The 16,531-nt window shown below is 41.2% G+C and carries 13 protein-coding genes; 9 read left to right on the forward strand and 4 right to left on the reverse strand.

Features of this window, described 5'->3' with window-relative positions:
- The first annotated feature begins 19 nt into the window (after nt 1-19).
- On the forward strand, nt 20-3,058 hold the full coding sequence (locus ABDD94_RS12415) for a GH92 family glycosyl hydrolase (protein ID WP_345952514.1): 3,039 nt from the start codon (nt 20-22) through the stop codon (nt 3,056-3,058).
- A gap of 78 nt (nt 3,059-3,136) precedes the next feature.
- On the opposite strand, the gene ABDD94_RS12420 is transcribed toward ABDD94_RS12415, so the two are convergent.
- On the reverse strand, nt 3,137-4,015 hold the full coding sequence (locus tag ABDD94_RS12420; RefSeq protein ID WP_345952515.1) for a polyphosphate kinase 2 family protein: 879 nt from the start codon (nt 4,013-4,015) through the stop codon (nt 3,137-3,139).
- Nucleotides 4,016-4,123: 108 nt separating this feature from the next.
- Here ABDD94_RS12420 and ABDD94_RS12425 point away from each other — a divergent pair, with 108 nt between their 5' ends.
- The 4 genes from ABDD94_RS12425 to msrB all read left to right on the forward strand — a co-directional run bounded on the left by ABDD94_RS12425 (nt 4,124) and on the right by msrB (nt 10,927).
- Entirely contained in the window at nt 4,124-6,427 is a 2,304-nt protein-coding gene (locus ABDD94_RS12425) for a transglycosylase domain-containing protein (RefSeq protein ID WP_345952516.1), read from the forward strand.
- Between the two features lie 68 nt (nt 6,428-6,495).
- Entirely contained in the window at nt 6,496-9,687 is a 3,192-nt protein-coding gene (locus tag ABDD94_RS12430; protein WP_345951768.1) for a basic secretory protein-like protein, read from the forward strand.
- A gap of 90 nt (nt 9,688-9,777) precedes the next feature.
- Nucleotides 9,778-10,395 carry a fasciclin domain-containing protein gene (locus ABDD94_RS12435; protein WP_345952517.1) on the forward strand — a complete coding sequence of 206 codons (618 nt, stop codon included), beginning with the start codon at nt 9,778-9,780 and terminating at the stop codon, nt 10,393-10,395.
- A gap of 46 nt (nt 10,396-10,441) precedes the next feature.
- The gene (msrB, locus tag ABDD94_RS12440) at nt 10,442-10,927 is read left to right on the forward strand and encodes a peptide-methionine (R)-S-oxide reductase MsrB (RefSeq protein WP_345952518.1); all 486 of its coding nucleotides are present in this window, start codon (nt 10,442-10,444) and stop codon (nt 10,925-10,927) included.
- Here the strand turns inward: msrB and ABDD94_RS12445 are convergent.
- Nucleotides 10,914-11,270 carry a GIY-YIG nuclease family protein gene (locus ABDD94_RS12445; protein WP_345951765.1) on the reverse strand — a complete coding sequence of 119 codons (357 nt, stop codon included), beginning with the start codon at nt 11,268-11,270 and terminating at the stop codon, nt 10,914-10,916. The two genes, msrB and ABDD94_RS12445, sit on opposite strands and share 14 nt — an antisense overlap.
- Before the next feature lie 84 nt (nt 11,271-11,354).
- Here ABDD94_RS12445 and ABDD94_RS12450 point away from each other — a divergent pair, with 84 nt between their 5' ends.
- The 4 genes from ABDD94_RS12450 (at nt 11,355) to bioD (ending at nt 14,377) form a co-directional block, all read left to right on the forward strand.
- Nucleotides 11,355-12,128, forward strand: a complete 774-nt coding sequence (locus tag ABDD94_RS12450; protein ID WP_345952519.1) for a LexA family transcriptional regulator — start codon at nt 11,355-11,357, stop codon at nt 12,126-12,128.
- Between the two features lie 64 nt (nt 12,129-12,192).
- Entirely contained in the window at nt 12,193-12,597 is a 405-nt protein-coding gene (locus tag ABDD94_RS12455; RefSeq protein ID WP_345952520.1) for a hypothetical protein, read from the forward strand.
- An 86-nt stretch (nt 12,598-12,683) separates the two neighbouring features.
- On the forward strand, nt 12,684-13,763 hold the full coding sequence (locus tag ABDD94_RS12460) for an 8-amino-7-oxononanoate synthase (protein ID WP_345952521.1): 1,080 nt from the start codon (nt 12,684-12,686) through the stop codon (nt 13,761-13,763).
- A 2-nt stretch (nt 13,764-13,765) separates the two neighbouring features.
- Complete coding sequence (gene bioD / locus ABDD94_RS12465; RefSeq protein WP_345952522.1) at nt 13,766-14,377, forward strand: dethiobiotin synthase; 612 nt, start codon at nt 13,766-13,768, stop codon at nt 14,375-14,377.
- Here the strand turns inward: bioD and ABDD94_RS12470 are convergent.
- The gene (locus ABDD94_RS12470) at nt 14,362-15,042 is read right to left on the reverse strand and encodes a hypothetical protein (RefSeq protein WP_345952523.1); all 681 of its coding nucleotides are present in this window, start codon (nt 15,040-15,042) and stop codon (nt 14,362-14,364) included. The genes bioD and ABDD94_RS12470 overlap by 16 nt on opposite strands.
- Nucleotides 15,043-15,126: 84 nt before the next feature.
- Nucleotides 15,127-16,524: a RagB/SusD family nutrient uptake outer membrane protein gene (locus ABDD94_RS12475; RefSeq protein ID WP_345952524.1), complete on the reverse strand. Its 1,398-nt coding sequence runs from the start codon at nt 16,522-16,524 to the stop codon at nt 15,127-15,129.
- Between the last annotated feature and the right edge of the window lie 7 nt (nt 16,525-16,531).

The following is a 16,531-nucleotide window of genomic DNA, read 5'->3' on the forward strand; positions in this document are numbered from 1 at the left end:
ATAAACAAATCCTAAATTCATGAGATATACTAAACAAGTACAAGCTTTTTTAACAACTTGTTTATTACTTACTTTTTTTGCGTTCGGTGCATCTGCTCAAAAAAAGAAGAAAGATTATACTCCACTCGTAAATCCGTTTATAGGTACAGGCGGCCATGGCCATACCTTTCCTGGTGCCACAGTGCCATTTGGCATGGTTCAACTGAGTCCTGATACGCGGCTTGAGGGATGGGACGGCTGTTCGGGTTATCATTACACTGACAGCACCGTGTACGGCTTTTCGCATACTCACTTAAGTGGTACAGGCATAGCCGACTATTGCGACATTTTGTTTATGCCTACCACAGGTCTCCCAAAGTTGCAAAACACAGCATACAAATCTGGATTTAAAAAAGCTAACGAGGAGGCATCCCCAGGATACTACAAAACTATTTTAGATAAATACAAGGTAGAAGTGGAGCTGACAGCAACTACAAGAGCAGGATTACATAAGTACACCTACCCTTCTACTAACCAAGCCAATATCATTATAGATCTGAAGCATCGGGACAAGGTATTAAACTCGTGGATTGAAGTGGTAAACGACCATGAAATCAGAGGATTTCGACAATCGCAGTCGTGGGCCCAAAATCAATACATTTATTTTCATGCTAAGTTCTCCAAGCCATTTAAAACCTATGGCCTTGCCGCTAACGACGTGTTGCAACAAGGTAAACTAAGACTTGAAGGCACCAACATTAAAATGTATGTGCAGTTTGACGACCCTAAAGAGGTACTGGTTAAAGTAGGCATATCGGCCGTAAGTTCTGAGGGCGCTTTAAAGAATCTCGACGCCGAAATAAAAGATTTTGACTTTAAACAAGTACAAAAACAAGCCAAAACTGCCTGGATAAACGAACTGGCAAAGATTGAAGTAGAAGGAGGCGCACCTCCGGTGCCGCAAACCCAGCACAATCAGAGTTATGGATATGGCCCTTACGCTCAACAGCCTCAACGCCGGCCTGTGGTTGTTGACCAAGCGAAGGTAAAGCAGACCATTTTTTATACCGCACTTTACCATAGCATGATTGCGCCTAACATTTACAACGATGTTGATGGCCAGTATCGCGGGCTCGACAATAAGATCCACACAGCTCAGGGCTTTAATTATTATACCGTTTTTTCGCTGTGGGATACCTTCCGGGCAGAGCATCCGCTTCTTACACTAATTGACAAAAAGCGCACCCTCGATTTTATCAAGACATTTTTAGCGATGTATGAGCAAGGTGGATTGTTACCTATATGGCCACTAGCATCAAATGAAACTTACTGCATGATTGGCAACCATGCCATACCGGTAATTGTTGACGCATACAGCAAAGGCATACGCGACTTTGACGCAGAAAAAGCATTTGAAGCTATGAAAGCCGCAACAAACAGAGATAAGCTCGGACTCGATTCTTACCGCAACAACGGCTTGGTTTTGAGTGATACGGAAAATGAGTCAGTCTCAAAAACATTAGAATATGCTTATGATGACTGGTGCGTAGCCCAAATGGCCAAAATGCTTAACAAGCCGCAGGATTACGCCACTTTTATAAAAAGAGCGCAGTACTGGAAAAACGTGTACAACAACCAAAACGGCTTTATGCAAGCCAGAACCAACGGCAGCTGGTTTATCCCCTTTAAACCTACAGACGTAAATAGTCACTTTACTGAGGGTAACTCATGGCAGTACAGTTTCTTTGTTCCGCAGGATATAGACGGCTTAGCCAAAAGCATGGGCGGCAAAGAAAAGCTTGAAGCCAAGCTTGATGAATTATTTACAACGACAGAGACATTAAGCGGGCGCCAGCAATCTGATATTACCGGCTTGATTGGTCAGTACGCACATGGTAACGAGCCAAGCCACCATATGGCTTACCTTTATAATTTCACCACCAATCCTGAAAAAACGCAGGTACGTTTGAATCAAATTTTAAATACCCAATACAGTAATAAACCCGACGGCCTGTCTGGCAATGAAGACTGCGGCCAAATGTCAGCCTGGTACGTAATGAGTTCACTTGGCTTATATAACGTAGCACCCGGCCAGCAGCAGTTTATGATTGGCTTACCACAATTTGAAAAAGCTGTTGTTAACCTGGAAAATGGCAAGAAGCTCACCGTGCTGAATTCAGGTACATCGGTTAGCTTGAGCAATACTTACTTACAGGGTATGAACCTTAACAAAAAGCCTTACAGTAAACTTTACCTAGATTATAAGGACATAGCTGATGGTGGCGAGTTTGAGATTTTCACTGGTCGTTTGCCCAACCAGCTTTTTCTGCAGGAACTGGAGAAGCCCGTGTTACAAATTACCGACTCACTGATTGTGCCCAACCCGGCGTTTATAGTGCCATCCCGCTCGTTCAGGCAAACCATGACGGTGGCAATGAATTGTGCAGACCCTGAGGCTAAGATTTACTATACATTAGATGGCTCCGTTCCAAGCATCAAATCTAACGTGTATGTCAATCCAATCAATATATCGGCCACTACCACGATTAAAGCAATTGCCATAAAAAATGGAAAGACAAGCTTTGTAAATACTGGCACATTTAATTTGCTAAAGGGCAACGCGAAGATCAGCTTGTTAAACAAATACCTTCCTAACTACGCTGCCGCTGGCGACGAAACTTTAATTGACGGTATAAAAGGCAACAGCAACTGGCGACTTGGTAACTGGCAGGGTTTCCAGGGCACAGACCTGGAAGCTATTATTGATCTGGGGCAAATTAAACCTGTAAAACAAGTTAGCTTGGGTACACTTCAAGATACCGGCGCCTGGATTATATTTCCTAAGTTGGTACAATACTTTACATCAGAAGATGGGAAGAACTATAAGCCTGCCGGCACCGTAACCTCCAGTATAGGGGTTGATAGCCTAACGCCGCAAACCCAAATTTTTACTACTGCCCTTGCCGGCAAGGCGCGGTATATTAAAGTTGTTGCTAAACAATACGGTACACTGCCCATATGGCACGAAAGCAAAGGAAGCCCGTCTTACATCTTTGCTGATGAAATCGTAGTTGAATAATATTGGCAGATGCTAAGGCAATGATATTACATGAAGAAGCCATCCTAATTAGCACAGGATGGCTTCCTGTTTCTCCCGTTATTCCTTTTCAAGCCGCTTCTTAATATCGTCCAGGTTATTTGATTCGCCTTCAGGCAAAACAGGGTATTCCATTTTTAATTTACTCAACGTATCCACAATGATGGTGGATATGGCAATTCTCGAAAACCACTTTTTATCGGCCGGAATGATGTACCAGGGTGCATCGTGCGTAGCCGTGGCATTTATAGCATCTTCGTAAGCCTCCATGTAATCGTCCCAGCGCTTACGTTCTTCTAAATCACCGGCCGAAAACTTCCAGTTCTTGCTTTCGTCATCAATCCGTTTTAAAAAGCGTTCTTTTTGCTCTTCTTTTGATATATGCAGAAAAAATTTAATAATGACAGTACCGTTTCGAGTTAAGTGCTTTTCAAATGACCGAATACTTTCATAACGCTGCTCCCAAAAATCCTTAGGGATGTCATCCGGACTACTTATGCCAGGTAAATTTTCATTCATTATATACTGGGGATGGACACGGGTAACCAGCACATTTTCATAATGTGAGCGGTTATGTATGCCGATGCGCCCCCGCTCTGGCAATGCTTTGTAATGTCGCCATAAAAAGTCATGTTCATAGTCTTCCGAGCTGGGTTGCTTAAAGCTGTAAACCTGGCACCCCTGCGGATTAACGCCCGACATGGTATGTTTGATTGCGCTGTCCTTACCTGCAGCGTCCATCGCCTGAAAAATGATCAAAAGATTAAATTTGTTATCGGCATACAGCTTGTTTTGCAGTTCGGATGTTTGTTTCACTAAATCGGCCAATACATCGTCGGCATCGTCTTTTCTGTAACCGGCGCTGAAAGATGTGTCGAAATCTTTGAGCGAAACTTTTTGATTTCCAGTTATTTTAAAATTGTTAGTTATATTTTGCATAGATAAAATAGATTTGCACGGTATTAACTTAAAATTTAGCTGACTTTTATACGTTAATGGTATTTGTCAGTCGTTAAAAGTTAACTATATAACTTACAACTATAGCCAATGTTTAAACGTATCCGCAATCCTATTCTGCGTTACCTCGTTATTTTTATATACTTCGTAATTATATTCTTTTGTTCTATTGAATTAAACCTGTTTGGCCTCTTTGGCTACTCGCCAGATACAAAGGACATCAAGAATCCTATTTTATCCGTATCATCAGAAGTTTTCACAGCTGATGGTAAGTTATTGGCGCGTTTTTACAAAGAGAATCGTTCGCCGATTGAATACAGTAACCTGTCGCCAAACTTGATTAATGCACTTGTTGCGACGGAGGATGTCCGCTTTTTTAAGCATCACGGTGTTGATTATTATAGCTTTTTTACCAGCGTGCTATCCACAGCTAAAGGCGACAAGCGCGGCGGAAGTACCATTACACAGCAACTTGCAAAAAATCTTTTTCAAACCCGTAAGCGCAAGGCACAAGGCTTTATCAGGCACATCCCTATAGTGCGTACGGTTGTATACAAGTTTAAGGAGTGGCTAACCGCATTTAAGATAGAACACATTTACAACAAACAGCAGATACTTACACTTTATTTTAATACGGTACCGTTTGGTAACAATTCCTTCGGCATTAAAACTGCAACATTAAAGTATTTTAACAAAAATCCGGATGAAGTTACGGCTGCCGAAGCCGCAACGCTGATTGGCATGCTAAAGGCAACATCAACTTACAATCCTATTCGCAATCCTGAAAAATCTTTAGAACGCCGTAATATTGTCTTGGGGCAGATGCAAAAATACGGCTATTTAAAAAAGCCCGAATATGATGCAAGCATAAGGCAGCCCATTGGTTTGGACCTGAGCCATGTGGAAGATGAAGGCCAGGGAGACTCCTACCTGCGCCGGGCTGTTGAAAAATGGCTGGACAAGTGGCTTACCAAAAATGATTATGATTTATACGAAGACGGCCTGAAAATATACACCACCATTGATTCGCGCTTACAACAATACGCCGAAGAGGCTGTTGCCGAAAAAATGAAAATGCTGCAAAAGCGATTCAATAACATTTGGCGGGGTAAGAACCCCTGGCGGGACTCGAAAGGTAATGAAATAGTAGATTTTGTGCTGAAAGCGGAGCAACGCCTGCCCATTTATGACCTACTGGACAAGAAGTACAAAGGCGATACTGTTAAAATTCAGGATTACTTTAACGTACCCAAACGTATGAAAGTGTTTACCTGGAACGGTGAAAAAGACACAACTTTTTCTAGTGTGGATTCTATTAAGTATTACGCAAAAATGCTCAATACCGGCATGATGACTATTGAGCCCACAACGGGAAAAATTAAGGTTTGGGTTGGTGGTATAGATCATAAATATTTTAAATACGACCACGTGAACCAGGCAAAACGGCAGGCGGGCTCTACCTTTAAGCCATTTGCTTACTTGACCGCTATTGACAACGGCTACACCCCTTGTGATAAGTTTACCGACAAACCAGTATCGATTACTTACAATGAAGACGGCAAACAGGAAGTATGGTCTCCTAATAATGCTGACTTTAACTTCTCTTACCGAGAAATGTCATTGCGTTGGGCTATGGGTAAATCAGTTAACTCTATAACTGCACAATTAACAGAAAAAGTTGGATGGGACAAAGTAGTTGAATATGCTCACAAATGTGGTATAGAAAGCCCGCTTAAACCAGTGCCATCAGTATCATTGGGGTCTAATGATGTTTCGGTGTATGAGATGGTAAGAGCATACAGCACTTTTCTGAACAAAGGTGAAAAAATTGAACCATTACTGGTTACTAAAATTACCGATCATAATGATGCAGTGCTGGCCGAATTTGAGTTGAAGACAACTAAAGTTTTAAGCGAAGAAACTGCATGGTTGATGCTTTACATGTTCCGCGGAGGCATGGAAGAGCCAGGCGGTACATCACAAGCTTTATGGGAATATCCTATTTTATGGAAAAAGGCCAGCAACCAGATTGGCGGTAAAACCGGTACCTCATCAGACTATGTGGACGGATGGTACATGGGCATTACCAAAGACCTTGTAACAGGTGTTTGGGTAGGCGCTGATGACCGTAGCGTGCACTTCAATACATCGGCAAGTGGCGAAGGCTCGCACACGGCATTGCCAATATTCGGCACCTTTATGGAAAAAGTATATGCAGACCCAAAATCGGGTTACACATACGGCCCCTTCCCTAAACCATGGGTGAAAATAACAAAGCCATACATGTGCGAATCTCCGAGGATTTCGAGAGATACATCGTCTGTTAGCGATAGCTTATCCGCTCCGTCTGACAGCGCTTTAACATTACCGCCAGACACTACCGGTCAGCAATAAAATAAGAAGTAATTACGCTTTATAAACGTAAATTAATATTTTTAACGTCAACAGTTATAAACACTTATATGAGTAAATTTTACTTTAGTAAAAAAAGTAAAGCGCAACGATTCTTTATTCTGCTTGTTATTCTCATCAGTGCATGTTTTTTAAACAACACGGCGCAGGCACAATATTTTGGTCAAAATAAGGTGCGCTATAAAAACCTGAAATTTAAGGTCTATAAAACTCCTCACTTTGAGATTTACTATTACATGAAGAACGACAGCTTGCTGAAGCGCTTTGCGCAGGAGAGCGAGCTGTGGTACACCCTGCATCAGCAGGTATTTCGCGATACTTTTAAGCGCCCCAACCCCATTATATTATATGCTAATCACCCCGATTTTCAGCAAACTACAGCTATTGACGGCGATATTAGCGTAGGTACAGGTGGTGTTACAGAAGGTTTAAAGAACCGGGTGGTAATGCCAATTATGGAAACTAACCAAACAACCCGGCACGTACTGGGACACGAGTTGGTGCATGCTTTTCAATATCATCTGCTTTTAGGAAATGACACTACAGGCTTAGGCAATATCAACAACCTCCCATTATGGATGATTGAAGGTATGGCCGAATACCTTTCGCTCGGAAAACGGGACGCATATACAGCTATGTGGATGCGCGATGCTTACCTGAACAAAGACATTCCAAGTATTCGGGATTTGACAGAAAGCGGAAAATATTTCCCTTATCGCTATGGCGAGGCGTTTTGGTCTTACCTGGGTTCAACCTATGGCGATACCATTATTGTACCGTTTTTTAAAAATACGGCACGTTTTGGCCTTGAGTATGGCATAAGGCGTACGTTTGGGTACGACGATAAGACGCTCTCTAACCTATGGAAGAACTCTATTGTTAACATGTACAAGCCTTATCTTAAAGATACCTCACAGGTACCTACCGGTAAGCGCTTAATTGACAATAAAAACGCCGGAGAGATGAATGTGGCGCCAGCCGTTAGTCCGGATGGAAAGTACCTTGCATTCCTTTCTGAGAAAGACCTGTTTTCTATAGATCTATTCCTGGCGGATGCTAAGACCGGGAAGATATTGCGACGGCTCACGAGTAAAACATCTAACACGCACATTGATGAATTTAATTTTATCGAATCGGCTGGAGCATGGTCGCCGGATAGCAAGAAATTTGCATTCAGTATATTTAGCGGCGGGCGCAACCGGATGCTCGTTGTATCAGTTCCTAGCGGCAAAGTAGTAAGTAATATTGCTATGGGTAAGGCCGAGCAATTTGGCAACTTAACATGGTCGCCTGATGGTAACCTGGTTGCGTTTCAGGCGCTATCAAATGGCAATAGCGATTTGTATATGTATAACTTCACCACCAAAGAAGTTACTCAACTCACTGATGACAAGTATTCAGATTATCAGCCAAACTTTTCGCGTGATGGAAGAAAGATCGTATTCACGAGCGACCGCACCACTTATGATGCAACTACGGCGCACACAATAAGCTTTAACCTGGCCGAAATTGACCTGGCTACCCGTAAGGTAACCAATATCAAAGTGTTCGACGGTGCTAACAATATGAACCCGCAATATTCAGCCGACGGTTCCAAAATCTTCTTCTTATCTAACCGTGATGGGTTCCGCAACCTATATGCGTATAACACAGCCAATGGCAGTGTTGATCAAATGACGGAACTATTTACAGGTATATCGGGTATTACAGAATTTTCTCCTGCCTTAAGTGTTTCGGCTCATGATGATGTGGTGTACTCGTACTATCGTTCGCAAAAGTATGCGTTGTATAACGCAAAGGCCTCGGAATTTAAAACCAAAACTGTAGCAGGCTCAGAAACCAATTTTGATGCTGCACTTTTGCCGCCGCCTAAAGCTGTAGGTGTTGATTTGATTAACTCCAATCTCAACAACTTCCTTTCATACCAGCGCATACCTGCCGATTCCATTCAAAACATTGCCTACCGCCCGCAGTTTAAGTTGGATTACCTGGCAAGCAGCGGTGTTGGCGTAGGTGTTGGTATTGGTGCCGGCAGTTACGGTGCGGGCTTATCAAGCGGTATACAAGGTGTTTTTAGCGACATTTTAGGCCGTAACCAAATCTATGCCGGTGCATCAGTTAATGGTGAGATTTACGATTTTGGCGCACAGGTTTTTTATATTAAACAACAAGGTCGCTGGAACTTTGGTGGTGGTTTATCACATATTCCGTACCAACTGGCTACTTACAATGTAGTACCGAGCACCTACTCAATTGGTGACAAAAGTATACCTGCTGTTGAAGAGCGCTATGATATTATCCGCATTTTTCAAGATCAGGTTTCGCTGTTTACTTCTTACCCCTTCTCTAAAACAACCCGTGCCGAGTTTGGCGGCGGCTTTTCGCGCAACTCTTATATGGTTACCCGTTATAGTACATATTATGATGCATCAACCGGTAGTTATATAGATTTTCAGCGTAACCGTATCTCTAATGATACCTACAACAATGACCCTTATAACAATGTAGGCATATTAAGGCCCATTAGCCTTATGCAGGTAAGCACAGCTTTAATAGGCGATAATTCTTATTTTGGTATAGCATCACCACTGAGCGGTTTTCGTTACCGTATACAAGCTGAGTATGATTTTGGTTCATACCGGTTCTTTTCGCCCACTGTAGACCTCCGCAAGTATGTCCGTATAAAACCGGTTACGCTTGCAGCCAGGTTTAACACCTTTGGTCGTTTTGGCGAAGATACCGGACTATACCCCTATTACATCGGCTATCCGTTTTTAATACGCGGTTACGAAAGTCAAACTTTTTATGGCAGCGGCAACCAGGTGTCGACTAATGGATTTACTATCGATCAATTGTCGGGTTCACGTGTGGCTGTGGCAAATTTCGAAATCCGGCTACCTTTTACAGGTCCGGAAAAGCTTTCGGCTATTAAATCAAAGTTCTTGTTTAGCGAATTGAATTTGTTTTTTGATGCGGGTTTGGCCTGGAATAAGGGCAACCAAATTAAATTTCAAAAAAGCCCGGACTTACTAGGCTACCAAGTAGTAAACGATGGCAAAGGTAATACAACCACCACTGCTGTATACAACAGCAACCAACGTGTACCGGCGCTTAGTGCTGGTGTATCGTTAAGGGTAAATCTATTTGGTGCGCTTATATTGGAGCCTTATTACGCATTTCCGTTTAACCGTACCGATGTTAAAAAACCCGTATTCGGCCTGAATTTCACACCAGGTTGGTAAGCACTATAATCTTAAATAAAAAGCGGCCCAGGGCCGCTTTTTTTGTTCTATACAAACACCTGTTAAGTTAAGTAGTTATATTTGATGTATATGAAAAACGTTCTAGCTATAATTTGCTTGCTTGCCGGTACATTAGTTGTTAAAGCACAAAATACGCCCGCTCGTGGCTCGTCTTATCAAGACTCTGTTCGGTCACAAACCCGTTCTGGAAAAATTAACATTGTAAATGGCACGCCCATGAATTCGGCTATGGACTTTGTTGAGAACTTAACCCAATCTAAAAATCACACGCTTTTTTTAACCGCAGTAAGGGCGGCAAGCATGATGGGAACGCTGAAAAGCCGCGGGCCGCTAACAGTTTTTGCTCCTACCGATAGTGCATTTCGTTTACGTTTGGGTAAAAAGCTGGATACACTGGTTAAGCCCAACCACAAGTACGAACTTATTAACCTATTAAGTTATCATATCATTTCTGGCAGATATGATGCTAAAGAATTAGCTAAACAAATAAAAGACGGAAAAGGGGAAGCAACACTTCTTACACTTTCGGGAAGTAAGATTACGGCCAAAATAGACAGCAACCGAAATATTGTACTCTATGATGAAACCGGAGGCCAGAGCGTGGTTAGTCGTTTTAATATAGAACAAAGCAACGGCACTATGCACTTAGTCACCCAAGTGTTAATTCCGAAGGATAAAGCGCTGTAGTGCTTACACTAAAAACTAAAGCAATGGCAGTCTCGTTTATTGTAGTATGAGAAAGTTGATAATAGCTTTGTTAATTACTGCAACGGCAGCCACGTTTGGTTGTGAAAATTCTGCGGGTCAAAATAGTCAACCTAAAGGTGCTAAAAGCAAAGCACCGGCTGAATGGAAGAAACTTTTAAATACCAATCAATACCATATAATGGTTGAAAAAGGCACTGAAGCGCCGTTTCATAATGCTTACTATAACAACCATGAAAAGGGTGTATATGTAAGTGCTGCAACCGGCGATGTCTTATTTTCATCAGACGATAAGTTCGAAAGCGGTACCGGATGGCCGAGCTTTACCAAACCCGTAAGTCAGGGCAAAGTAGCTATTATAGAAGACAACAGCTACGGCATGACCCGGTTAGAAGTGGTTGAAAAAAGCACAGGCCTACACCTAGGTCATGTTTTTGATGATGGTCCGGAAGACCGCGGTGGCAAAAGATACTGCATGAACTCTGGTGCTCTAAAATTCGTTAAAAAGCAATAGGGCGCTTGGCAGTACCTAAAGATGGTCTTAAGTAAGGGCGCTTTCTCATATTGCTTTCCAATTTCAAACCAACGGTAAGATCTATCCAATCGGCATTAACTAACCTTATTAGTTTTTCTTTTTGGGCGCGGGTGAAAGTACTCATGAATTTAAAGCGTTCCATAGCTTGCTCCTCGTTATTTATCTCTTCAAAATATACCAAACGGTTTAATTGCTGCGCCTTGTCAAAAAACAAAGTAGGCATATCACGATAAAACTGTAAGGTCTTCATCAAGTCAGAGCAAAGACCTACGTGTAGATTAGTACGATTTCTGTCTGTGATGATATAAATGTAGTTCTTCATCTGATAATAAATTTTGCTGAATGAAATATTGTTACTAATTTTATGAGCATAAATTTACTAACAAATTTAGTAATTCCAAATTTTATGTCAATTATTTCAGCAAATATTAAATTTCTCAGAAAGAAGAAAGGCCTTACACAACAGCAGTTTGCTGATGAAATAGGTATAAAAAGATCATTAGTGGGCGCTTATGAAGAAGATCGTGCAGATCCTAAATATGATTTACTAAAAAAAATAGCATCTTATTTTGAAATTAGTATTGATGACTTTATAAACGAAACCATTAACGAAAAATGGGCACCTAAACCAAAAGGCAATCCGGCCAATCTTCGTATTTTAAGTATATCAGTTGACAAGGAAGACAATGAAAATATAGAAATGGTGCCGGTTAAAGCAAGCGCCGGTTACCTAAATGGTTATGCAGATCCCGAGTACGTAGCAGCACTGCCAAAATTCTACTTACCCATGTTTAAGCAGGGAACTTTCAGGGCGTTTGAGATAAAAGGCGATTCTATGCTACCCCTGCCTTCGGGCTCTGTTATTATAGGCGAGTATGTAGAAAACTGGGCCGATGTAAAAGCAGGCGAAACTTATGTGATACTTTCAAAAACAGAAGGTGTAGTATATAAACGTGTTGGTAACAAATACCGGGATAATAAGAAACTAAAATTACTTTCCGACAATCCGGTTTATGAACCCTATGAAATTAACGGTGAGGATATACTGGAAATTTGGAAAGCCAAAGCTTATTTATCCACTCAACTCCCTACACCAACACCGGAACCGAGCATTGAAAACTTAACAAGCATGATGGCCGAGATGCAGAAATCGATCTCCCGTTTACAAAGCAACAATTAAGTTACAAGCTTGATTTTAAACCTATAGCGAATATCTTTATCAAAAACTAAACAAACTTAAAAAAATGAAAAAGATCTTATTAGTGTGCTGCTTCGTTTTAGGAATCAGTGCAGTTAGCTTCGCCCAAGGCGGTGGTGGCGGCAGAATGGGAAGAAGCCCTGAAGAACAGGCTAAAAGTTTACAAACACAATTGAAGCTTACAGATGACCAGACCGCAAAAGTGTTGGCTATTTACCAAACGCAGCGTAAAGCTATGGATAGCCTGAGAACAGCAAGCAATGGCGACTTTCAATCTATGCGTACCGCAATGGGACCAATGATGGAAGCCAACAACACCAAAATTAAGGCTATTTTGACTACAGAGCAGAAAGAAGCCTATGATAAAATGCTTGCCGAAAGAATGAACAGACAACGTCAGGGCGGCGGCCAAGGCGGTGGCGGCGGCACCCCTCCTCCAACACAAAAATAAAACAATAGAGAAGCGGCAATAAGTCGCTTTTTTTATTTTAGCAAAAATTTAATTTATTGACGCCGTATCAATTCATACAAAATAAGTTGGCAGACCGTGCTTTGGCGGACAGTTTGCGGCAGCTACGCTTACCAAGCGATGCAATTGATTTTTATTCAAATGATTATCTTGGCTTTGCCAGATCCAAAGAGCTAACCGAATTGATAGAAGATGAGGTTTCAAGACATCTTCCTGTTTTAAACGGCTCTACCGGATCACGCCTATTGGCAGGCAACACGGCGTATGCAGAAAATTTAGAAAATACTATAGCGCATTACCATAAAGCAGAAGCGGCTCTATTTTTCAATTCCGGGTACGATGCCAATTTGGGTATATTATCAAGCCTGCCTCAACGCGGAGACACTGTAATACACGACGAGCTTGCACACGCATCTATAATAGACGGTATCAGGCTAAGCCATGCCAATCGCTATAGCTTCAATCATAACAATCTTGAAGGTTTGGCAGGAAAGCTTAAAAGTGCAAAAGGAATATGTTATGTTGTGGTAGAAAGCGTCTACTCCATGGATGGCGACTTAGCGCCTTTAGCAGACATAGTAACGTTATGTAAGGCACACAACGCCTCATTAATAGTAGATGAGGCACACGCTCTCGGCGTTTTTGATAAGGGACTTGTTAACCAAATGAATCTGCAAGATGATGTCTTTGCGCGTGTAGTCACATTTGGAAAAGCTTTAGGCACTCATGGAGCAGTAGTACTAGGCACTAGTGTGTTGCGCAATTATTTAATTAACTTTGCCAGGTCGTTTATCTACACAACGGCTGCTCCTTTCCATCAGTTAGCCTCTGTAAAGGCAGGATATAAATTGCTGGAAGGATCGCAAAAAACCATTGCCCAACTTAAACAAAACATTTCAACTTACGCTGAGATGATGGTTGAAGCCGGTTATGTTTCTAATACCAGCGCCATCCAGACAGTAAAAGTTGGAGGCAATGAAATGACAAAAGCTTTTGCAGACAAGCTCCAAAAAGCCGGGCTAGATGTTAGGCCTATTCTAAGTCCAACTGTGCCGGCTGGCACCGAAAGGTTAAGAATATGCCTGCACGCATTCAATAAAACTGATGAGATCGAACAACTAGTTGCATCTATTAAGACATTACGCTGATCATGGAAAGAAAACCTTTATTTATAACCGGTATTGGAACTGATGTAGGTAAAACTATAGTTTCGGCTATATTAGTAGAAAAGCTCAAAGCCGACTACTGGAAACCAGTACAATCAGGCGATCTCAATAATAGTGATACCATGAAGGTGCAAAGTTTTGTTTCAAATACAATCTCAAAATTCCACCCTGAAGCCTACAAGCTAACCCAACCTTATTCGCCACATAAATCTGCAAGCATAGATGGTGTTGTAATTGATATATATAAATTCCAACTTCCCGAAACAACCAATCAGCTAATTATAGAAGGAGCTGGTGGCTTAATGGTTCCTCTCAACAATGAGCATTATGTTGTGGACCTGATCGAAAAGTTTGGTGCCGAAGTTGTTCTGGTGGTGAAACACTACCTCGGTAGTATCAACCATACGTTACTCTCGTTGGAGTTGTTGAAGCAAAAAAAAATCAAAGTCAGGGCTTTGATTTTTAATGGAGAAGAAGATGAATATTCGGAAAGTATTATTAAGCTATCACTAAATGTACCGGCTTATAGAGTTAGCTTTCTTAATGTAATTGATCAAGAAAGCGTACAATATGCTGGTAATCATATTGAATTGTAGTAGGTAATAAGCTTAGTCAAATCTGTGTCTTTCTTTAAATTTAAATTGTTCTCTTTAATATATGCTTCAAGTAAATCTTTCTTGTCTGGTAAGGCAAGAAGCACACTTTTTTTGTCGTTTTTTATCTGTATAGTTGCAGTTGATGTAACGATGTAGTATCTTACGTTTTCGACAAAAGTTTTGGTAATTGTTGCAGAACCATACATTTTGTTCTCCGCAACTTTTTTAAATACCTTTTTTAACAACTGCGCCTTGCCTTCGGCCAAAACTTCAAAATAAGCATCAAATGAGAAGTCAGGTATGCCGTTGTAACCGTTTTTAAAATGCGCCGGAGAAGTCACGTCTTTGCCAACATTAAACGTAAATTCTCTAACTGGCTTAGTAAATGACATCGTTTCTCCATTTTGAGCCTTGAAATATAGTTTGTCTTCGACAATATCAAACTTTAAATCCACGTCTTTTATTACAGACTTATCGCTCAAAGTTATTACAGCAGGATGCCAACCTTCTTTGAAATAGTATGGCGAACCTTCTACCTCCACGTAACTGTTAGGCTTAACCGGGTTTCCGAAAACATCCGCAAGTACTTGACTGTGGGCAGTTAGAGTCTGTAACATGCCAGCGAACATTAACGCTATTAACAATTTAGCTTTTCTTGTGATCATATCAACACATTATTTTCACTAATATACAATTTATGAAAACAAAAAAGGCCTCACAATGGAGGCCTTTTTGTATAACACGCTTAATTAGTAACCCGGGTTATTTGGTAAGATATTAGGATTAGCGAACACCTCTGGTTGAGGTATTGGCAACCTGTAATTTCTATCTGTCGGGTTAAGAGTTTTAGGAATTGTTGGTTCTGTTAAGTCCCTGTTGTCACGCACGATTGGAAGATTTTTTCTTTTCAAATCGAAGTAACGATGGCCTTCAGCAAACAGTTCTTTAAACCGCTCCGTCAAAATCGTAGATTCTGCATCTGCCTGACTTGCAAAAGCAATATTGGTATAGCCAGTTATACGTGCAGCTCTCAAAGTGTTTAAATCGCTAGCAGAGCTGGTAAGATTATTTTTCTGTTCGTAAGCTTCCGCCCTAATCAAGTACATTTCACCTGTTCTAAACACTTTAGTGTTGTTGAACTTATTACTGGTACCTGAACCAGCATATTTGTTAACCAACCATTGCTCCCTAGTTGCAGGAAGTGTTAAGTCTTGCTTAATGTAAGCATTATACCTTACGTCATTGGTTTTATCAAACAGATCAATAAGTTTAAATGACGGTGAATAAAACACATCGTTATTTGTATCACGATACAGTAAACCGATATAAGAAGTATTGCTTGTACGCTTAATCGTGAATACAACCTCGGCTTGTGACGCATCAGTCCAGATTGAAGGAAACTGTGTACGTGTAGCTAATGGAGAGGCGGCTATAACCTCAGAAGAGTAAGTTATAGCGTCATCCCAATTTTTTTCATATAACGCTACTCGGGCTTGAGTAGCGCTTACAGCTAAACGAGTCATCCGGGTGTTATCGGTAAAAGTAGTAGGAATTAAACCTTTTGCTGCAGTTAAGTCTGTTTTCACAGCAGCTACAACCTCAGCAAAAGTATTCCTTTTAGGTTGGCCGAGCACATCAGATTTAGTGATTACAGGCACACCCAATGCTGTAGCATCGTAATTGGCAGCGTAATTTCTCAACAACTCAAAATGACAAAAGCCTCTTAGAGCATACAGTTCACCTTTTTGTCTGTCAATAGTTACTTTATCACCTGGAACGTTATCAATGGCCTCTAAAACACGATTTACACGATCTATAACTAGATATAAGTTAAACCAAGCTGCTGTGGCGTTACCAGAAGTTCCATCAAACTGCCATCTCTGTTCTGAATAAAAGTTACGGGGACCATTGTCCAGAGCTGATCTTACCTCATCAGTTAGTACCGAGTTAACAAGAATTGAGTTATCGTAGCTTAAAGCAGCGTAAGCACCTACAATACCAGATTCTATATTAGCACTGGTTAGATAAGCATTTGCTGAAGTAATGTTATCAGATGGCAACAAGTCAATATTTTTCTTGCAACCAACTGTAGTTGTTATAAGACCTGCTATAAACAGGGCTTTTAAATACTTTGTTGAATATGTCATTTTCGTT

Source organism: Mucilaginibacter sp. PAMB04168 (assembly GCF_039634365.2).
In the GTDB taxonomy this organism is placed as follows: domain Bacteria; phylum Bacteroidota; class Bacteroidia; order Sphingobacteriales; family Sphingobacteriaceae; genus Mucilaginibacter.